We start from the raw sequence: 19,010 nt of genomic DNA on the forward strand, positions 1-19,010 counted from the left end.
ACGTCTCCTGAATAGGTTCGACAGGAGGCGCGGATGAGCACGGCCACGGTGATCGCGGCACGAGCCGGTGACCAGCGGGCACTGGATGCCCTGGTCGGCGAGTACCTGCCGCTGATCTACAACATCGTCGGGCGCGCGCTGCAGGGGCACGCGGACGTCGACGACGTCGTGCAGGAGACGATGCTGCGGGTCGTCGACGGGCTGCCGCGCCTGCGCGAGCCGGAGAGCTTCCGCTCCTGGGCCGTGGCCATCGCGATGTCGCAGGTCCGCGACCGCCACCGCCGCCAGACCCAGGCGCCGCTGGTCGGGGACTGGGCCGACCCGACCGACACCGCCGACCCCGGCGCCGACTTCGCCGACCTCGCGATCACCCGGCTGCGCCTGTCCGGCCAGCGCCAGGAGGTCGCCGAGGCCACCCGCTGGCTCGACCACGACGACCGCGAGCTGCTCTCGCTGTGGTGGCTGGAGGCCGCCGGGCAGCTCGACCGGGAGGAGGTCGTCGACGCGCTGCACCTGACCCGCCAGCACGCGGCCGTGCGCATCCAGCGGATGAAGGCCCAGCTCGACGCGGCCCGGGCGGTCGTGCGCGCGCTGGCCGCCCGGCCCCGCTGCCCCGAGCTCAGCGCGGTGCTGCACACCTGGGACGGCCGCCCGAGCGCCCTGTGGCGCAAGCGGCTGGCCCGGCACACCCGGGAGTGTCACCAGTGCGACCGGGCGTGGTCGGACATGGTCGCGGCCGAGCGCCTGCTGGCCGGCATCGCGCTCGTCCCGGTCCCGTTCGTCTTCAGCGCCATGGCCTCGGGCGCCGGGGCCGGGACCGCGGCCACCACGACGGCCGCGGTCGGCACGGGGAAGGCCGGCGGGCTCAAGGCGATGCTGTTCGGCTGGTTCGCCGCCTCGAAGCCGGCGCTGGTCGGTCTCGCGGCGACGGCCGCCATCGCCGGCACCGCGGGCGCGGCCTACGTCGCCACCCAGGGCGACGAGAAGCCGGCCGTGGTCGCGGCGGCGCCGTCCACCAGCGCCGCCCCGCCCCCGGCCAGCGAGGCGCCGTCCCCGCCGCCCAGCAGCGCGCCGCCCAGCGCGACCCCGGCCAAGAGCACCGTCGCGGCGCTGCCCCCGCCGACCAGGAGCGCCAAGAAGGGCGTCAGCACCAACGACAAGTTCGGCGCGAGCAACGGCCCGGCGATCAAGGACGTGCGGGCCGGCTGGTACTACGACTGGTCCCCGAGCCCGATGTCCGGCGTCTCCGGGGCCGAGTTCGTGCCCATGATCTGGGGCGGCGGCAACGTGAGCGGCGACCTGGCCAAGGCCAAGGCCAACGGCAAGACACTGCTCGCGTTCAACGAGCCGGATCTCAAGGAACAGTCGAACATGACCCCGCAGCAGGTCCTCGACCTGTGGCCGCAGCTGCAGGCGACCGGGATGCGGCTGGGCAGCCCGGCGCCCGCCTACGGCGCGGACACCCCCGGCGGCTGGTTCGACCAGTTCATGCAGGGCGTGAAGCAGCGCGGCTACCGGGTCGACTTCATCACCCTGCACTGGTACGGCGGCGATTTCGGCCCGAACGCGGCCAACCAGCTCAAGACCTACATCCAAAACGTCTACAACCGCTACCACCTGCCGATCTGGCTGACCGAGTACGCGCTGATGCGCTTCGACAACGGCACCGTCTACCCCTCGACGGACCAGCAGGTCGCGTTCGTCAACAGCTCGACGGCCATGCTCCAGGGCCTGTCCTACGTCGAGCGGTACAGCTGGTTCCTGCTCTACACCAGCAAGTCCGGCGACACCGGCCTCTACAGCAACGGCACCACCCCCACCCAGGTGGGCGCCGCCTATCGAGCCGCAGGAGGATGACCATGGACGCGAGATCGAGTGGGGCCGCCACGCTGCTCGCCGCTCTCAACGAGGCGTGCGAGGACTTCCAGCGCTTCGGCCAGCAGGCCGCGGCGACGCACGGGCCCATGCGGGGGCCGCTGCACTGGGAGCTCATCGGCCGCATCGGCCGGATCGGCCCCGGCGAGTCGCCCTTCGCGCTCGTCGGGGTCGTGCTGCGCTACGAGCGCACCACCGTGGACCTCGGCGTGGACGTGTGGGTGCGCGAGGGCAACTTCGAGGTGAGCGGGTACGCCACGGTCGACGGGCGCCGGATGCTCATCGACCTGCCCGACGTGCTCACCGAGGACGTCGACGAGGCGATCGCGGCGCTACGGCAGTACACCCGCCGCCTCTGCGCCCACCACGGCGTGCTGGACGAGGTCGCCTGAGCATCCGGCCGGGAAGACGTCCAGGCCGAGCGGGGCGCGCAGCCGCACGACCAGCGCCGCCAGGCCGAGCACCGCCGTCGCCGCGCCGCACGCCACCAGCGTCGTGGCCGGCCCGGCCGCCTGCACCAGGGGCGCGCCCAGCAGCGTGCCCAGTGGCGTGGCGACGACGAGCACCGCGCCGCGCGCGGCCAGCACCGGCGGCAGCCGGTCCGGCGGCACCAGCCGCTGGTAGAGCGACATGCTCGCGGTCGGGAAGGGCGCCCAGGCGAGCCCGGCCAGGGCCAGCGTGAGCAGGTCGGCCCAGCGCGGCAGGCCGAGGCCGAGCGGCAGGAGCAGCAGGCCGAACGCGAGCACCGAGCCGATCGCGGCCGGCCACAGCGGCAGGCGCGCCAGGTGCCCGATGGCGATCGCGCCGATGACGGCGCCGACGCCGAAGGAGATGTACAGCATCGCCACCTCCGGCGCCGAGGACACGAACAGCGGCATGGCGACCGGCACCGGCCCGAAGAGCAGGAAGAACATCGCCGACAGGGTCGTGAGCGCGAGGAGCCGCCGATCCTTGCGGATCGTGGCGAACCCGGCCGAGCGGCGCTCCCGCCGGGGCAGCGGCGCCCGCGCGCCCACGAGCGCGAACGAGACGGCCAGCACCGCGAAGGTCACCGCGTCGGCCGCGAGCACGGCGGGCGCGCCGAGCCCGGCGATGAGCAGCCCGGCGAGCACCGGCCCGGCCACCGTCGCGGCCTCGTTGAGAAGCGTGAGCAGCGCGTTCGCCGGCACGTGCAGCTCGGCCGGGAGGACCTGGGCGACGAGGGTGTACCGCCCCGCCGACCCCCACGCCGACAGCAGCGCGGAGCCGGCCAGCAGCGCGGTGTACCGGCCGATGGTGAGCGCCCCCGCCCAGGCCAGCACGGGCACGGCCCCGAGCAGCAGCGCGCGCAGGCCCGCGTCGAGCGCCGCGAGGTGCGCCCCGCTGCGGCCGCGCAGCAGCGGCGCCAGCAGCACCGCGCCGAACGCGCCGGGCAGCGTGTACGCCGCGATCGCCAGCCCGATCCACAGCCCGCGCTGCCCCGGCGGCGCGCACTGCAGGGCGAGCCAGCCGATCGCGACCGCGCTCATCCCGTCGCCGAGCGCGGAGAGGGCCAGGCCGGGCAGCACCCGGCCGAAGACCCGGTCGCGCACGACCGGCCAATAGGGAGGCATCGATGTAATTCTGGCCCATGGCGGGCATGGGGGTCGATGCCTCGTGAGGTTCGCTACACGCCGCCGGGGCGCAGCCGGGGCAGGCGGGAGTCGACGTCCGGCACCGAGTAGCCCAGCGCCCGCAGCCGCGCGCTGACCTCCTCGATCGGCTTGCGGATCTTCTGCGCCGCGGCCAGCAGGTGGTTGAGCGGCACCGGCTGGGAGGCGTCCAGCCACGGGCGCGAGCCGTCGAGGTCGGTGCTGGCCAGCAGCAGGTCGTTGGGCTTCACCGAGTCGACGGCGATGCTCGAAAGATCCACGTCCACGGTGTACCCCAGCGTCTCCAGCCGGGCCGCGATCTCGTGCACGGGCCGGCGCACCCGCCGGGCGGCCTGCAGCAGGTGCGGCAGCGGCACCTGCTCCTCGAGGTCCAGCCACGGCTGCGACCCGTCCAGGTCCCGGCTGGTGATGAGCAGGTCGTCGGGCTCCACCTGGTCCAGCGTGGGCCCGGCGCCGTGCAGGCTCACCGCGTAGCCCAGGAACGTGAGCCGGGCGGCGATGTCGTGCACGCTGCGGCGGGTCCGCTGGGCGGCGCGCAGGACGCGAATCGTCGGGATCGGCTTCATCGGGTCCAGCCAGGGGTCCGAGCCGTCGAGGTCCTCGCTGGTGATGGTCAGGTCGTCGGGCTCCAGGTGATCGATGAGGATCGCGTCCGGGTCGACGTCGACGCGGTACCCGCACGCCGAGAGCCGCGCCGCCACCTCCCCCACCTCGCGGCCGGTCGACTCCGCGGCCCGCAGCAGGTGGATCAGCGGCACCGGGCGGGACGAGTCCAGCCACGGCTGCGAGCCGTCCAGGTCGCGGCTGGCCAGCTGCAGGTCCTCCGGCTCCAGCTTCACGACCTCGATCGCGTCGAGGTTCCCGCCGAGGGAGAAGCCGAACGAGCGCAGCCGCGCCGCGACCTCGGTCACCGGCCGCGACGCCCGCTCGGCGGCGCGCAGCACGTGCACCGGCGCCACCTCCTCGTTCAGGTCCAGCCACGGCGAGGTGCTGTCCAGGTCGCGGGAGATGAGCACCAGGTCGTCGGGCTCGGTGGTGAGCGTCTCCCAGCCGCTGTCCAGCGGATAGCCCAGCAGCGCCAGGCGGGCCGCGGTCTCGTCGGCCGGCAGCCCGACCTTGTGCGCGGCGCGCAGCAGGTGCAGCAGCGTCACCGGCTCCCGCGGGTCGAGCCACGGGTGCGAGCCGTCCAGGTCGCGGCTGGCGATGGTCAGGTCGCGCGCGTCGAACTGCTCCAGCGGCAGCACGTCGACGTCCACGTCCACCTCGAAGCCCAGCTGCCGCAGCCGCGCCACCACCTGGTGCACGGTCCGGCCGCTGCGATGGGCGGCCCGCAGCAGATGCACCAGATGTACCGGCTGATCGGGCTGCAGCCACGGCCGCGTCCCGTCCACGTCCCGGCTGGTGAAGATCAGGTCGTCGGGGTCCACGCCCACGGACTCGGCGCCCACCGACGGCTCGAAGCCGAGCGCGTCCAGCCGCGCGGCGATCTCCGGGGCGGAGCGGCCGGTCTTGCGCGCCGCCCGCACGAGGTGCACGAGCGGCACGATGTCCACCGGGTCCAGCCACGGGCCGGTGCCGTCGACGTCGACGCTGAGCAGCAGCGCGTCGGACGGCCGGGCCCGCAGCGCCCGTTTCCAGTCCGGGCCGGGCCGCAGCACCTTGCGGTAGCGCCCGCCCGCGGCCAGCGCGGTGAGCCGCCACTCGACGAGCTCGTCCGGGCCGCCGACCGGGCCGTCGTTGGCCACGAAGCAGCCGGTCACCGCGGCGTCGACGGTCTCGCCGTCCATCTCCCACCGGCCGTGGCCGCGCTCGATCGCCTGCTCGTAGATCAGGTCGGCCACGAGCGGGCGGACGGGGGCGAGCCGGCACAGCCACTCGTAGCCCAGCAGGGTCGTGCCGGGCGCCGTGAGCGCGGGGACGGCCTCCCAGAGCAGGCGGTCGACGTCGTCCTCGCGGTACGCCAGGATCTTCGTGCGATCGACGGACAGGCGCGGCGCCAGGTCCCGGTTGAGGTTGACCACCGCCCCGAAGATCTCCCGGCCGGCGTAGAGCCCGTCGGCCAGCAGCGCACCGTTGTTGCGGCACCACCAGACCCGCGACCCCTCGGCCGCGACCACGCCCGGCCCGACGCGATCCTCGTCGTCCTCGTCGTCGCCGAGGTTCTCGGCCGCGCTGGACAGCACGCCGGGCGCCCAGCCCTGGCTCTGCACCCCGTCGGTCGCGTCGGTGGCGAACTCGGCCACCCACAGCAGCTTGCGCAGCTCCTCGACGGCGCTGACGGTCACGCCGTCGCGCAGGTGCAGCCGGACCGTCGTGCCCGTCTCGGTGCCCGGCCCGAGGTCCTGGATGCGGAAGAGGCTGCCCGGGCCCGCGATCGAGACCCGCAGCCGCTCGCCGGACTGCCCGTCGCGGCCCATCCGGCACGTCTGCACGGTCAGCTCGTCGGCGAGCATGAAGTAGCTGAGCACCCCGATGCCGAAGCGGCTGTTCGGGAACAGCTGGACCGGCGGGTCGAGCCGCGCCCACTCGGCCTGCTCCTCCAGGAACTCGGGCAGGTCGGCCAGGCGCACGCCGGCCTGCGAGAAGACCTCGCTGAGCTCGCGCACGCCCATGCCGATGCCGTTGTCGGAGCAGTCGAGGTAGCCGCGGCCGTGTTCGTCGACGCCCTGGGTGAACGTGATGTGCCCGTCCCACGGCAGCGTCCGGTTGTGGGCGCGGGTCAGGTACTCCGTGCGCGCTTCGCGGTATCGGCAGGCGTCCAGCGCGTTCTGGTACAGCTCCCGGATCGCCAGTGCCGGGTCACCGTAGAGCTGTTCGCCCATGAGCAGCTCACGGACCCGGTCCTCGGCCAGCCGGAAGCGCACGCCGGCGGACTGGTAGGCGGGCACGCCGTCGCGCACCAGCGGCCCGACGTCGTCGGTGGCGGCCCGGTTGGGCAGGTGCCGCAGCGGCAGCAGCGCCTCGTCGCGGCTCGCCGCCCGCTGCGCCTCGGCCAGCAGCTGGTTCAGCGTGTCGATGTGCGCGCGCAGGGCCACCTCGATCGACGGGTGCGCGCACGCGGCGGTGAGCACCATCGTCGCGCCCCGCAGGTCCCAGTGCGCGTCGCGGACGGTCTCCAGCACCTGGCCGGCGGTGACCGGGTCGCCGATGCCGAGGTGCTCGCCGACGACCTCCGGCAGCACGGTGACCTCGATCGCCAGGCCGCGCGCGATGGCCAGCAGGAAACCGACGAGCCGCTCCCGTACTTCCCCCTGCCGCGACAGCAGCGACTCGGGCCGGTCGTGGCGGTTGAGGAACGCCGGGTCGGCCCGGATCGCGCGCAGCAGCTCGGCGGTGCGCGCGTCCGGCGGCGCGCCGGTCAGCGCCGCGATCGTCGCCGGCTGGTAGGCCTGCGGGCGGCGGCCGATCCACCGGTGCAGCAGCCACCAGCCGAGTTCGGCCGCGGTCTCGCGGCGCCCGGCGCGGATCGCGGCCAGGGCCCGGCGGTGCGGCTGCGCGTAGGTCTGCGTGAAGCGCTCGAACGCGGCCCGGTCGCTGCTCGCGTCCTGCGAGGGCTCCAGGTCGCCGGGCTGCACCCCGCGCTCCTGGGCGGCGAGGCCCGACCAGAGGGCGTCGTGCAGCAGCGGTACCGTCACCAGCAGCAACGCCTCGGGCCCCGTGAACCGCACGTCCGGCGGCAGCAGGTCGACCAGCTTGCTGATCTGGTTCGACATGCGATCGGCGAAGTCGTCGTCCTGCCACGGGTCATCACCCAGCGAGGCCGCGGCCCGGCCGCGCGCGGCGGCGAGTTCCCGCACCAGCGCAACGGCTTGGTCACGATGCGTCGACGCGTCGTCCACGCGACCCCAAACCGTATGCTGCCCCGCGATCGTTTCCCAGCCCGTTGGCACCATGCGGGAAAACTTACCGGGGGATCGCAACGCACTGCGCGTAAGACCGGGATTGGACTTCCGGCCGGTCGCCTTTTGTTGCGCAAGCAGCTACGGTGCTCTCGGCTTTCTTCGGCTCCTTGAGGGGGATCACGGCATGTCCGTCGCTGGAGACGGGGACAACGCAGGCGACTCGGGCGCGCAGCCCCCACTCGCGGGCCCGCTGCCCCCCGCCGCCGGTCCCGACCCCCGCCACCGCGTGCCCCCGACGGCCTCGGCCGCCGCGCGCGTGCTGCCGGAGCCGTTCACCCCGCCGAAGCCGACGATTCCCGCGGTGCCGCACCGGCGCCGCCCCGACGGCCCGACCGCCGTCGCCATGGCGGCGGTGCCGGTCAGGGACGACGAGCCGGACCCGTCGCCGGTGGCGACGCTGGCCGGCGAGCGGCGCGCGGAGGCGGCCGACCTGAGCGACGCCGAGAACCTGGCGTTCATCGTCTCGCTCCCGGGCATCTCCAACGACCCCGAGCTGACCGCCGACCCCTCGCCGCCCGCCGACTCCGAGTCGGCCGCCGATCCCGAGCCGGTCGTCGATCCCGAGCCGGTCGTCGATCCCGAGCCGGTCGTCGATCCCGAGCCGGTCGTCGATCCCGAGCCGGTCGTCGATCCCGAGCCGGTCGTCGATCCCGAGCCGGTCGTCGATCCCCAGCCGGTCGTCGACCCGGAGCCGGCGGACGAGACGGCGGTCGAGACGGTCGAGGGCGAGCTGCTTCCCGTCGGCCCCGTGGTCCCCGCCGACGACTCCCCGACGGTGGCCGACTACCGGGCCCCGGCGCTGGCGATCGTCACGGACTACGACCACGAGGACGCCCAGGACTACCGCGGCAGCCGGCGCCGGCGGGTGATGCCGTGGAGGAAGTACCCGGTCGGCGCCGTCGCCGTCGCCGTGCTCCTGCTGCTCATCACCGGTGCCGTGGCCTTCCAGGCCATGCGCGGCGACGACTCCGGCGGCAACGACAGCGCCCTGCCGGGCCAGGTCCCCGGCGTGGACATGCCCGGCGGCCGGGTCCCGGCCGGTGGCGCCGGCTCGTCCCCGTCCGCGTCGGCGGAGGCGACGGACGACCCGGCGACCGACGCCGCGGCCCCGACGGCGACCCGCGCCCGCACCGCGACGACCGCCCCGGCCGCCTCCCACCCGGCGTCCCCGTCGGCCGCACCGCCGACCGTGACCAGGACGACCACCCCGCCGCCGCCGGTCCAGCCGACCCAGGGCCGCCTGATGGGCGCGCAGTCGCGCAAGTGCCTCGAATACCGCCCCGGCTCCGCCAACCGCGTGGTCATCGACGCCTGCGGTGACGCGGCCCAGGTCTTGCGCATCCAGGGCAACGCGGCGACGGGCGCGACCCTGCTCGCGGACAACGGCTACTGCCTCGACGTGGTGAACCGGGACACCGCGAACGGGACGCCGGTCCAGGTGTACCCGTGCAACGGCACCCCGGCGCAGGTCTTCGTCCGCCGCTCGGACAACACGTGGCAGAACCCGAACGCGAAACGCTGCCTGACGGCGGCCGGCACCGGCTCGGGCTCGATCGTGGTCATCTGGGACTGCACGGCCGCCTCGAGCCAGATCTGGACCATGCAGTAGCTTCGTGAATGCACGTGCCGATGCGCCGTGAATTCGGCGGCGATCGTTTGGCTCCGAGCAATTTCCGGTGCTAATGTGACTTGCGGACGTGCGGTTCCGGCTCATTCACGATTCATTCAACCATGAGTCCCGGAATACGATCGCCGAATATCACCGTCGACGCCCATGATGGATCCTTGGTCGCCCGGCTCCGGCCGGTGCGAAGGCGTTCATGAGGTCGGGTGAGCGATGGGCAGACTTCCTGCCGGTCGCGTCGTTTCGGCGCGACCGCTGATCGTGACCGGCGCATTGCTGGCCGCCGTGCTCCTCGCCGGCGTGCTGGGCCTGGCCGGGATCGGCGCCGCGGAAATCGCCACCGGCACACGCGCGCCCCGGGGCTGGGACGAGCTGAGCGACGCCTTCTCGGTGGTGAACGGAATCTTCTCGGCATTCGCGTTGATCGTGGTGCTCGCGACCCTGTGGGTGCAGTTCAACGAGCTGCGCATGCAACGTGCAGAACTCAGAATGCAACGCGAGGCGGCCGAACAGTCCGGCCACGAACTGTTCCGCACGTCCGAGTCGACGCTGCGCGCCCTGCACATGCAACTGCTGCGGATGGCGATCGACGACGAGGACCTGGCCGAGGTGTGGCCCGAATACCGCCCGGAGATCACACCTCGGCAGCGCAAGCAGTTGCTGTACGCCAATCTCGTCCTGTCGCACGTGAACCTGAGCTACCGGATCGCCGACCGCGACGAGCGGGTATGGCTCGAGACCATCGTGGAAGTCTTCGAAAGCCCGGTGATGCAGGAGTTCTGGGAGTCCGTGCGGGAAACCCGGCTCCGCGTTCGCGAGGGCGACCCGGTGAGCCGGGAGTTCGACCGGATGTGCGAGGAGGCCTTCCGCCGCGCCCGGGCGCCCGGCTAGGCGTCCGGGATGTCGCGCTTCGCGTGCAGCATCGTGTCGCGGGTGATGACGACGATGCGTTCGTAGTCGGCGACCCCGGCGTCCGGCGGAAGATGCGCGGACAGCTCGGCCGTCATGTCGGTGCCGATCACGGCGAACCGTCCGTCGGCGAGCTCGAAGATGTCAGGGCAGCTGAACTCCTGACGGGAACCGCGCTGGTACGGGGTCGAACCGAGGCGGCGGGCAATCACTGGGCGCTCCATCGCGTCCTTCCGGTGGGGTCGCGCTGCGAGCGCGCATGCAACGCCGCGGACTCTACCGGAGGAGCAAATCGGGCACGTGTATCCACGCCCCCGATGTCGGCTCATCAGCCGTACGAGCACCCGTCACAAGAAATTGGCCGGCGGCGATGCGAATGAGTTTCGCCGCAAAAGATGAGCGATCGAACTTCGCGGCCGTGCCGCGCCGAGGCTCAGCCGGGGCCGTCGCCGGGGGTGGCGACGGCGAGCGGTCCACGGCACCCGCACCCTCGTCACCCATCGCAGCCGTCACGGTGTGGACGTCGTCAATCCGTGTGGTACGCCATCTCGCCGGCGCGGATCGGGTGCTCCAGGCGGTTCTCGAACGGCGCCAGCGGGCAGGCCCAGGCGTCGTCGTAGGCGCAGGACGGGTTGTACGCGTAGTTGAAGTCCAGCCGCACGCGGCCGTCCGGCAGGGCGACCACGCCGCGGCCGTGGGTGCCCTTCACCGTGTCGGTCAGGTAGCGGCCCGCGCCGTAGGTCTCGTGGCCGCTCGTGCCGTCGCGGAAGGGCAGGAACAGGCCGCCGCCGTAGGCCTCGAGCCAGAACAGGGTCAGCGGGCCCCAGGGGGTGGCGAGGATGCCGGCCCGCTCGTAGGTCAGGACGCCGTCCGGGCCGCCCGTGGCGATCTGCAGGGAGCCGGACGCGGGCGTCAGGGGCACCGTGGCGACGAACTCGTCCGACGCGGGGAAGTAGCGCAGCGGGCCCGGCGCGGCCGACTGGGAGTGGGTGGCGAAGAGGTCGTCGCGAAGGGCCCGGAATCCCGCCAGGTCCTCGTCGGAGAGGTACATGGCGGCGACCCGGGCCCGGTAGTCGGCCAGTGCGAGATGGTCCACGCTCCCGAAGCTACCGCCGCAGCGGCGCTCCGGCCTCGTGGAGGTGGCGAAGGGCCTGGGCGTAGGAGTCCACGAACGTGGCCGAGTGGTACGGGACGCCGATCTCGGCGCAGTACCGCTGCACGATCGGCTGGGCCTTGCGCAGGTTCGGTGTGGGCATGTTCGGGAACAGGTGGTGCTCGATCTGGTAGTTCAGGCCGCCGAGCGCCACGTCGAGCCACACGCCGCCGCGCACGTTGCGCGACGTGAGCACCTGCTTGCGCAGGAAGTCGAGCTCGTCCTCGGACGTCAGCACCGGCATGCCCTTGTGGTTCGGGGCGAAGGTCATCCCGAGGTACAGGCCGAAGAGCCCCTGGTGGATGAGGATGAACGCGATCGCCGTGCCGGGGGAGAACAGCAGGAAGGCGGCCGCGAGGTAGACGGCGATGTGGCCGTACAGCAGGAAGCTCTCCAGCCGGCGGCGCTTCACGGTGGGCAGGGCCCGCGCGCTCGACACGTGCAGGTTGAAGCCCTCCAGGAGCAGCAGCGGGAAGAACAGCAGCGCCTGGTGCCCGCCGATGATCCGCGCGAGGCCGCCGGCGCGCTCGGCCTGCCGCGTCGACCACACGAGGATGTCCGGCGCGACGTCCGGGTCGTGCTCCTCGTGGTTGGGGTTCGCGTGGTGGCGGGTGTGCTTGTGCATCCACCAGCCGTAGCTCATCCCGATGCCGGCGTTGCCCGCGAGCATGCCCAGCGCCTCCGACCAGCGGCGGCCGCGGAAGACCTGCTTGTGGGCGAGGTCGTGGGCGACGAGGGCGACCTGGGCGTACGCGACCGCCAGCACGGCCGCGAACCACAGGCTGTGCGTGAGGGCGAGCCCGGCCCATCCGCCGGCGTAGAGGGCGACGACCAGGGTGAGCCGCAGGGCGTAGTAGCCGGGCCGCCGGTCGAGCAGTCCGGCCGCGCGGATCCGCTGGGACAGGGCGGTGAAGTCGCTCGTTCGCTCCGCAGAGACCAGAACTGTCATGCCGTTCAGCGTTGCGGTTCCATGGGCCCTGATCGAACCCGTCAGCCCCCGCGATTGATGGTAGTGCTGCCCCCACCCTTAAGGGTCGATAGGTTTGACGGGTGCCATTGCTCATCGGCTCCTACGCAGACCAGTACTCCACCTACGACGACGACTTCAAGCCGCTCGCCCCGCCGGTGCGCTCGCCCGCGCCGAGCTTCCTCGCGGTGGGCGCGAACGGGGTCCGGTACGCCGTCGGCGAGCTCGACGGCGGGCAGGTCTCGGCCTTCACCCCCGGCGGTGAGCTGATCAACACGCTGCCGACCGGCGGCGGCTCCCCGTGCCACGCCGCGGTCGCGGACGACCGGCTGTTCGTGGCCAACTACGCCACCGGCAGCGTCGCGGTGTTCGCGCTGCGGCCCGACGGCGGGCTCGATCGGCAGACGGACCTGGCCCAGCACGCCGGGGCGAGCGTCAACCCGGACCGGCAGGAGGGGCCGCACGCGCACCAGGTGACCGTTCGCGGCACGATGCTGCACGCCGTCGACCTCGGCATGGACGCGATCGTGCACTACCGCGTGACGCCCGAGGGCCGCCTGGAGCACCTGCGCACCACGACGGTGCAGCCGCTGGGCACCGGGCCGCGGCACCTCGTGTTCCACCCCGACGGGCGCGTGTTCGTCGCCAACGAGCTGGCGTCGACCGTCTCGACGTACACCTCCGGCTTCGAACTGCTCGACGTGAAGCCCTCCTGCCTCGTGCAGCCGGTCGGCGACAACCTGCCCAGCGAGCTGGCGCTGTCCCGCGACGGCCGGCACCTCTACGTGGCCAACCGCGGCAACGACACGATCACCACGTTCGCCGTCGAGGGCGGCGGCCTGCTCCCCGTCGACGAGGTGAGCACCGGCGGCACCTGGCCGCGGCACTTCGCGGTGCTCGACGGCGCCCTGTGCGTGGCGAACCAGCACTCGAACACCGTGGCGGTCCTCGATCTCGATCCCGACTCCGGCGTACCGTCACCGGCCATCGTCGTGATCGAGCACCCGTCGCCGAGCGCAGTGATCCCCGTCGCTGCCTGACCCGGGGCGATCTTGTGGATGAGGCGGCATCGAAGGCTTGCTGAACCGGCGTTAGGTGCCGCACCATCGACGCATGGGTGAGCTCGTGGCTTTGCCCAAATCGGGCGACGTGTTCGAAGACCGCCGCGGCGGCGACCGCACCATGCGGGTGACGGGCCACCCGGAGCGCGGCACCGTGGTGGTCTCGCTGTGGGTGGACAAGATCTGCCGGGCGTCGTTCCAGCTCGCGGAGGACGACCTCCCGCGGCTGCGGGAGGCCCTGGCCGAGATGCGGTTCGACCGGCCGGCGGACGCCCTCTCCGACACGGCCTGACACGCGGCACCGGATCGTCCGCGTCGGGTGCCGGGAGGGCATGACTCGGGTCCGCGGGGGTGCGGACCGTCGCTCCCGCCAGACACCGCTCGGCGCTGCGCGCCGACGCTGCCAGGTCCGGGGGTGGTCGCGCTGAGCCGGATCGGGCCGGCGCGAGCGTCCGCCGACGGTCAGACGGCCTCGCCGGTCGCGAGCGTCGCCTTGTCCGCCGCCTCCGAGCGCGGGTTCCGGTTGCGCTGCCGCGGCACCCGGGTCCTGGGCAGGATCGTCGATGCCGTGATCCCGGCCTGCCGGGCCGCGTCGAGCGTGTCGCGAAGCTCCGCGGCCTCGGCGGCCACCTCCGCCGCCTCCTGGGCCAGCGCCGCCGCGGCCACCACGGCCACGTCCGCCGCCTTCACCGCCGCGCGCTCGGTGGCGGTCGCCGCGTCGTAGAGCCGCCGCGCGCGGCTCTCCGCGCTGCGGCGCAGCTCGATCTCGCGGGCCGCGAGCTCCTGCAGCGGGTCGGCCCCGGCCACGCCCTTGAACACCTGCTCGAGCGCGTCCACGGTGATGTCGCCGCGCTTGAAGGCGTCCAGGGCCGCGCGCGAGACCTCGCGCTTGCTCTCGTCGTCCTGCTCGAGCACCGGCTGCCGGGGCTCGGCCGCGACCTGAGCGGCGGCCTGCAGCGCCTCCTGGTAGGCCTTCTGGGCCACGTCGAACACGTTCCACGCGTGCTCGCGCGCGGTCTGCGCGGCCAGGCTGCGGGCCCGCGCCTCGACCACAGTGAGCTGGGCGCGCTTCGCGGCGGCGGCGGTCGCGGCGGCCTGGCGGATGAGCTCGCCGGCCTCGACGCGCAGCCGGGAGCGCTCGGCCGGGCTCAGGCTCGCCTCGGCCTGCTCGACGGCGGCCCGGCGGTCGGCGCGGTTGAGCCGGTAGAGGCTCCAGCGCGACAGGAACGCGGCGAGCAGGACGAACACCACGATGACGGCCATCAACCCGACCCAGAGCACGATGGCCCCGGTGACCGGGTCGAGACCAAAGATTCCGCGCCCGCCCGTGAGGGTCCACGGCAGGTCACGGGGGGATTGTGCCAACGTGGCGGGGGTGTCAATGGCCACGGCGCGACCTCCGGCTGTGCGTGTCGCCTCAGCGTAAACGCCGCGACCCGGGCGGGCATCCCATCGAGACGTGACTATTCGGCGAAGTTGCGTACACGAATAGTGACCCTCGGGCAAGAATGCGCCGCTCACCGGCGTGTCGGGCGGCGTGTCGCGGCTGCGGTCCGTGCCGGCGGACGGGTGGGTGTCCGCGACTTGTCACCACATCGTGATCGGCCGGGAAAATCGGGTGTCCGTCCGCGGGGTGATCGCTAATGTCCCGCGCATGTGCTTGCGCGTCGTGTGCCCGCCCCCCATCCGGTAGCGGGCAGGCCAGAAGACCACGGCACCCGGCGGCGTGACCCCCGGGTCGATGGCGGCTGCCCGCGTTCGAAACGCGTCCAGCCCAGCCGATGACCCGGGAGCACACCCGTATGCGAAATTCCGTTGGCCTCAATCTGTCCTTCATCGCCCTCGCCGCCGTGTCGTGGGGCCTCGGCGGCTTCGTGGCCGCCGTGCTGTACGACCACAGCGGCCTCGGCCCGATCGCCGTCACGTTCTGGCGCTACGCCGGCGGCCTGGCCCTGCTGGCGGCGCTCCGCCCGTTCCTGCGCACCGCGACCGGCCGCCGAGCCAAGCCGGCGACGCGCATCCTCAACGGCCTCGGCATGGCCGTCTACCAGACCGCCTACTACGTGGCCATCGCGCTCGGCGGCGTCGGCATCGTCACCGTGGTCACCCTCGGCTCCGGCCCGATCCTGATCGCCATCGGCGCCCGCCTGTTCCTCGGCGAGCGTCTCGGTCGGGCGGGCTCGGCCACGGTCGCCGCCTCGGTCGCGGGCCTGGTCCTGCTGGTCCTGCGCAGCCCGGGCGCCGGCCCGCACCCCCTGGCCGGGATCGCCGTGGCCCTGGTCTCGGCGGCCGGCTACGCCGCGGTGACGCTGCTCAACCGGGCCCAGGCCGACGACCCCTTCGACTCCGCCCTCAGCGGCTTCGCCGTCGGCGTCGTCGCGCTGCTGCCCATCGCCGCGGTCGAGGGCCTGCTGCCGAGGGCGGATGGCCTGGGCGAGACCGTGGCGCTCCTGGCGTTCCAGGGCGCGGTGCCCACGGCCCTCGCCTACGCGCTGTTCTTCCGCGGGCTGACCGTGGTGCGGGCGACGACGGCGTCCGTGGTCGCGCTGAGCGAGCCCCTCGCGGCCGTCGCGCTCGGGGCTCTGGTCCTGCACGAGCGGCTGACCCCGTGGTCCGCCGCCGGCGGCGCGATCCTGCTGGCCTGCGTCGCCGCCCTCGCGGTGCAGGAGCGCCGGGCGGGACACCACCCAGGCCCGGAACACCCAGGCCCGGAACACCCAGGCCCGGAACACCCAGGCCCGGAACACGCAGGGTCCGTACTCACAGGGTCCGAACACGAAGGGCCGGGCGCTCAGCGCCCGGCCCCGCGAAACGTCAGCAGCAGCTAGCCGACGATGCCGCTGAAGAAGGGCAGCGCGCCCTGGGCCAGGCCGCCCACCACGGGCAGGCCCGTCACCACGGGCAGGGCCTCGGTCTGCGCGTGCCGCGGCGCGTAGGAGTCCGACTCCGCGTGCCGCGGCGCGTACGCCGCCGACTCCGTCACCAGCGGCAGGTTGCTCGCCGCCTGCGGCAGGGCGCCCGTCGTCGGCACGAGCCGGTTCGCCACCGCGGTCGTGCTCACGCCCGGCGTCGGGCCCACGCCGCCGATGACCGGCACGCCGGTGATCGAGTCGTTCTTGAGCACGTCGCTGCCGCCGAGCGGGAGGTCGTCCACCAGGGGCAGGCCGCCCGCCTCGGTGGCGCCGCGGCTCGCGCCCGGCAGGCCGCCGCCGACCGGGAGGCCGAGGTTGTCGACCGGGTTGAGCGTGCCGCGCACCGGCAGGCCACCGCCCAGCAGCGGCAGGCCCCCGACGAGCGGGAGCCCCTCGGTCTTGCCCTGCTTGGCCTTGCGGGGCGACGGCTTGACCCCCGGGAACGCGGTGGAGGTGTCCGCGATGGAGGTGCCCTGCAGCGTGTCGGTGCCGGGCAGGCCCAGCTGCGACAGGTCCGTCAGCCCGCCGACGAGCGGCAGGGTCGCCAGCGAGTCCTCGGTGCCGGCCGGCGAGGACGCCTGGCCCGCGCCCGGCAGGGCGTTGGCGGCGACGGCGTCGGTCGGCAGGGCCGGCAGGTTCGGCAGCCGGCTCGACGTCGTGCGCGGCAGGCCCAGGCTGTCGGTCGGCACGAGGCTCGACACCGGCAGGCCCTGCAGCATGCCCGGAACGGCCTGCCGGTTGACGCGGTTGCCGCTCAGCGGGGCCGCCGCCGTCGCCTCGGTGCTGGTGTCGATGCGGTCGGTGTGCGCCTGCAGCTGCAGGGACTGGTTGTTCGGGCCGCCGGCGGGCGAGAACAGGTCGTCCAGCTGACCGGGCGCCAGCGCGGTGTCATCGGCGTGCGCGGCGCCGGCGCCGAGCAGCAGCATGCCGCCCGCGATGCCGACGGTCCCTACCGTCCGGCGAAGCCACGTGTTCATCCTCGAAAACCAATCTGGTCGACAATGCGATTCGCCGGGACCAACGAGATCGGGGGTCTTCGGAAACTGGTGATCTTCGCTAGGATCGCGCGGTGACGTCCGAGTCGTGGCTGATGAGGCGGTTGCGGGGGAACCTTCCACGCGTTCAGGCGATCACCCGTCCGTGGTCGATCGAGCCGGTCGGCGGCCCCGAGCGGCACACCGTGCACGCCCCGGCGAAGCGGGTCGTGGTGTGCGGGGACGACCCGCTGGCCGTGCGGCTGATCAATGAGCTGGTCCTGCAGTACGGGGTGCACGTCACCGCCATCCTGCCCAGCGCCCGGCGGCGGTACGGCCCCGACATCGCCCGCCTCGTGGCCGCGCACGGCGGCCGGGTGGTCGAGGCGGAGAAGCCCGACACCGAGGCGTTCGAGCGGGCCGACCTGGCCGGGGCCGACGCCCTCGCGCTGGTCAAGCAGGACGACATCGGCAACCTCGACGCGGCCCTGCAGGCGCAGGAGGTCAACCCGCGCATCCGGCTGGTGATCCGGATGTTCAACCTGCGCCTCGGGCACAGCGTGCGGCGCAACTTCGCCGACGTGCGGGTGCTCTCCGACGCCCAGATGGCCGCGCCCGCCTTCGTCTCCGAGGCGCTGGGCGAGGTCGCGCCGGTGCACGTCCGGGTCGCGCAGCGCACCCTGTTCGTGGCCCGCCGCGGCGAGGTCCGCCCCGACGACGTCGTCTGCGGCCTGGCCCGCAGCCGGGCGGGCGACGAGCCCGAGCTGCTGCCCCGCGAGGACGCCGACCTGGTCCTGGCCGTGGCCAACGGCGAGCGCGCCGCCACGGTGGTCGAGCGCGGCGAGCGCCCCGACCGGACGCCCGCGGTGCGCGAGAGCCGGTTCCGCCGCTGGTGGCGCCAGCAGCTGCGCCATCCCCTGCGCGCGCTGCGCGGCCTGGTGAGCCGCAAGCTCTGGCTGACCGCGCTCGCGCTGGTCGTCATGCTCGTCGCCGGCACCGCGGTCATCGCCCACTACAAGCACGTGAGCTGGTGGAACGCCGCCTACGTGACGCTGCTGGCCGAGCTGACCGGGGCGAGCCCCGAGCTCGAGTCGCACTGGCCCGAGAAGGTGGTCACCACCCTGCTCGGGCTGGTCAACGTGGCGCTGATCCCGGTGATCACGGCGGCGGTGGTCGAGGCGGTGGTCAACGCGCGGCTGGCGCTCGCGCTCGGCCGGCTGCGCGAACCGGTCTCCGGGCACGTGGTCGTGGTCGGGCTCGGCAACGTCGGCACCCGCGTCATGCACGCCTTCGTCGACCTCGGCGTGCCCGTGGTGGTGATCGACCGCAACGACAACGCCCGGGGCGCGGAGGCCGCCCGCAGTCGCGGGGTGCCGTTCATCGTCGGCGACGCGAGCAACGTCGAGACGCTGCGGGCCGCGTCCGTGGACACCTGCCGGGCGCTGGTGGTGGTCTCCACCGACGACCAGGCCAACCTCGAGGCCGCGCTGGAGGGCCGGACGCTCAAGCCCGACCTGCGGGTCATCCTGCGGCTCTTCGACGGCCGCTTCGCCGACCGGGTGCAGCGCGCCTTCGGCATCACCGCCTCGCGCAGCGTGTCCTACCTGGCCGCCCCCGCCTTCGCCGCGGCCCTGCTCGAGCGGGAGGTGATCGGCACCATCCCGGTCGGCCGCCGGGTCCTGCTGCTCGCCGAGGTGCCGATCGTCGCCGGCTCGCGGCTGGACGGCCGCCCGGTCGAGGCGGCCCAGGACGTCGGCGAGGTCCAGATCCTCGCGGTCGCCACCGACGAGGAGCGCCGGACGGTCTGGGCCCCGCCGGGCTCCTACGTGCTGCGCGCCGACGACCTGCTGACCGTGGTAACGACGCGGCTCGGGCTGGGTGGCCTTCTGGCCCATACCGGTGGGACGGTCGACCGCATTTCCTAGCCGGGCGGTCAGAGCGGCCGGATCCCGATCCCTTGTGCGGGGATCGGTCGTTGAATGGGCGGATCGCCCGATTTAAC

15 protein-coding genes are annotated in these 19,010 nt (G+C 73.5%); 8 read left to right on the forward strand and 7 right to left on the reverse strand.

Annotated features, from left to right (window positions below; translation table 11 throughout):
* Window positions 1-33 precede the first annotated feature (33 nt).
* The gene (locus ACQP1P_RS02165; protein ID WP_433082589.1) at window positions 34-1,857 is read left to right on the forward strand and encodes a sigma-70 family RNA polymerase sigma factor; all 1,824 of its coding nucleotides are present in this window, start codon (window positions 34-36) and stop codon (window positions 1,855-1,857) included.
* 2 nt (window positions 1,858-1,859) lie between these two features.
* The gene (locus ACQP1P_RS02170; protein WP_433082591.1) at window positions 1,860-2,267 is read left to right on the forward strand and encodes a hypothetical protein; all 408 of its coding nucleotides are present in this window, start codon (window positions 1,860-1,862) and stop codon (window positions 2,265-2,267) included.
* Here the strand turns inward: ACQP1P_RS02170 and ACQP1P_RS02175 are convergent.
* Both ACQP1P_RS02175 and ACQP1P_RS02180 read right to left on the reverse strand, forming a co-directional pair.
* A complete protein-coding gene (locus ACQP1P_RS02175; protein ID WP_433082593.1) occupies window positions 2,208-3,467 on the reverse strand; it encodes an MFS transporter in 1,260 nt (419 codons plus the stop codon). The two genes, ACQP1P_RS02170 and ACQP1P_RS02175, sit on opposite strands and share 60 nt — an antisense overlap.
* A 53-nt stretch (window positions 3,468-3,520) precedes the next feature.
* The gene (locus ACQP1P_RS02180) at window positions 3,521-7,345 is read right to left on the reverse strand and encodes an HD domain-containing protein (protein ID WP_433082595.1); all 3,825 of its coding nucleotides are present in this window, start codon (window positions 7,343-7,345) and stop codon (window positions 3,521-3,523) included.
* Between the two features lie 187 nt (window positions 7,346-7,532).
* On the opposite strand from ACQP1P_RS02180, the gene ACQP1P_RS02185 reads away from it, so the two are divergent.
* Both ACQP1P_RS02185 and ACQP1P_RS02190 read left to right on the forward strand, forming a co-directional pair.
* On the forward strand, window positions 7,533-9,017 hold the full coding sequence (locus ACQP1P_RS02185; RefSeq protein WP_433082597.1) for a ricin-type beta-trefoil lectin domain protein: 1,485 nt from the start codon (window positions 7,533-7,535) through the stop codon (window positions 9,015-9,017).
* Window positions 9,018-9,245: 228 nt separating this feature from the next.
* Window positions 9,246-9,923, forward strand: coding sequence for a DUF6082 family protein (locus tag ACQP1P_RS02190; protein WP_433082599.1), 678 nt, complete (start codon window positions 9,246-9,248; stop codon window positions 9,921-9,923).
* Here the strand turns inward: ACQP1P_RS02190 and ACQP1P_RS02195 are convergent.
* From ACQP1P_RS02195 to ACQP1P_RS02205, 3 genes are all read right to left on the reverse strand, one after another.
* On the reverse strand, window positions 9,920-10,153 hold the full coding sequence (locus tag ACQP1P_RS02195) for a hypothetical protein (protein WP_433082601.1): 234 nt from the start codon (window positions 10,151-10,153) through the stop codon (window positions 9,920-9,922). The genes ACQP1P_RS02190 and ACQP1P_RS02195 overlap by 4 nt on opposite strands.
* 314 nt (window positions 10,154-10,467) lie before the next feature.
* Window positions 10,468-11,037 (reverse strand): DUF1684 domain-containing protein, encoded by a 570-nt coding sequence (locus tag ACQP1P_RS02200; RefSeq protein WP_433082603.1) that lies wholly within the window; start codon window positions 11,035-11,037, stop codon window positions 10,468-10,470.
* 10 nt (window positions 11,038-11,047) lie between these two features.
* On the reverse strand, window positions 11,048-12,043 hold the full coding sequence (locus tag ACQP1P_RS02205; RefSeq protein WP_433082605.1) for a fatty acid desaturase family protein: 996 nt from the start codon (window positions 12,041-12,043) through the stop codon (window positions 11,048-11,050).
* Window positions 12,044-12,144: 101 nt separating this feature from the next.
* Between ACQP1P_RS02205 and ACQP1P_RS02210 the strand changes: the two genes are divergently transcribed.
* Entirely contained in the window at window positions 12,145-13,101 is a 957-nt protein-coding gene (locus tag ACQP1P_RS02210) for a lactonase family protein (protein WP_433082607.1), read from the forward strand.
* Between the two features lie 73 nt (window positions 13,102-13,174).
* On the forward strand, window positions 13,175-13,414 hold the full coding sequence (locus ACQP1P_RS02215) for a hypothetical protein (protein WP_433082610.1): 240 nt from the start codon (window positions 13,175-13,177) through the stop codon (window positions 13,412-13,414).
* Between the two features lie 170 nt (window positions 13,415-13,584).
* Here the strand turns inward: ACQP1P_RS02215 and ACQP1P_RS02220 are convergent, their stop codons facing one another.
* Window positions 13,585-14,511: a hypothetical protein gene (locus ACQP1P_RS02220; protein ID WP_433082612.1), complete on the reverse strand. Its 927-nt coding sequence runs from the start codon at window positions 14,509-14,511 to the stop codon at window positions 13,585-13,587.
* A 413-nt stretch (window positions 14,512-14,924) separates the two neighbouring features.
* Between ACQP1P_RS02220 and ACQP1P_RS02225 the strand changes: the two genes are divergently transcribed.
* Complete coding sequence (locus ACQP1P_RS02225) at window positions 14,925-15,950, forward strand: DMT family transporter (protein ID WP_433082614.1); 1,026 nt, start codon at window positions 14,925-14,927, stop codon at window positions 15,948-15,950.
* Here ACQP1P_RS02225 and ACQP1P_RS02230 read toward each other — a convergent pair.
* Window positions 15,947-17,011, reverse strand: a complete 1,065-nt coding sequence (locus ACQP1P_RS02230) for a hypothetical protein (RefSeq protein WP_433082616.1) — start codon at window positions 17,009-17,011, stop codon at window positions 15,947-15,949. The two genes, ACQP1P_RS02225 and ACQP1P_RS02230, sit on opposite strands and share 4 nt — an antisense overlap.
* Window positions 17,012-17,103: 92 nt before the next feature.
* Between ACQP1P_RS02230 and ACQP1P_RS02235 the strand changes: the two genes are divergently transcribed.
* A complete protein-coding gene (locus tag ACQP1P_RS02235; RefSeq protein ID WP_433082618.1) occupies window positions 17,104-18,933 on the forward strand; it encodes a potassium channel family protein in 1,830 nt (609 codons plus the stop codon).
* Window positions 18,934-19,010 lie beyond the last annotated feature (77 nt).

It is taken from the genome of Dactylosporangium sp. CA-052675 (assembly GCF_050947935.1).
In the GTDB taxonomy this organism is placed as follows: domain Bacteria; phylum Actinomycetota; class Actinomycetes; order Mycobacteriales; family Micromonosporaceae; genus Dactylosporangium.

What these genes read in the sequence shown, in the direction of transcription:
- ACQP1P_RS02165 (WP_433082589.1), top strand. Translation starts at nt 34, where the DNA reads ATGAGCACGGCCACGGTGATCGCGGCACGAGCCGGTGACCAGCGGGCA.
- ACQP1P_RS02170 (WP_433082591.1), top strand. Translation starts at nt 1,860, where the DNA reads ATGGACGCGAGATCGAGTGGGGCCGCCACGCTGCTCGCCGCTCTCAAC.
- ACQP1P_RS02175 (WP_433082593.1), bottom strand. Translation starts at nt 3,467, where the DNA reads ATGCCTCCCTATTGGCCGGTCGTGCGCGACCGGGTCTTCGGCCGGGTG.
- ACQP1P_RS02185 (WP_433082597.1), top strand. Translation starts at nt 7,533, where the DNA reads ATGTCCGTCGCTGGAGACGGGGACAACGCAGGCGACTCGGGCGCGCAG.
- ACQP1P_RS02190 (WP_433082599.1), top strand. Translation starts at nt 9,246, where the DNA reads ATGGGCAGACTTCCTGCCGGTCGCGTCGTTTCGGCGCGACCGCTGATC.
- ACQP1P_RS02205 (WP_433082605.1), bottom strand. Translation starts at nt 12,043, where the DNA reads ATGACAGTTCTGGTCTCTGCGGAGCGAACGAGCGACTTCACCGCCCTG.
- ACQP1P_RS02215 (WP_433082610.1), top strand. Translation starts at nt 13,175, where the DNA reads ATGGGTGAGCTCGTGGCTTTGCCCAAATCGGGCGACGTGTTCGAAGAC.
- ACQP1P_RS02225 (WP_433082614.1), top strand. Translation starts at nt 14,925, where the DNA reads ATGCGAAATTCCGTTGGCCTCAATCTGTCCTTCATCGCCCTCGCCGCC.
- ACQP1P_RS02230 (WP_433082616.1), bottom strand. Translation starts at nt 17,011, where the DNA reads ATGAACACGTGGCTTCGCCGGACGGTAGGGACCGTCGGCATCGCGGGC.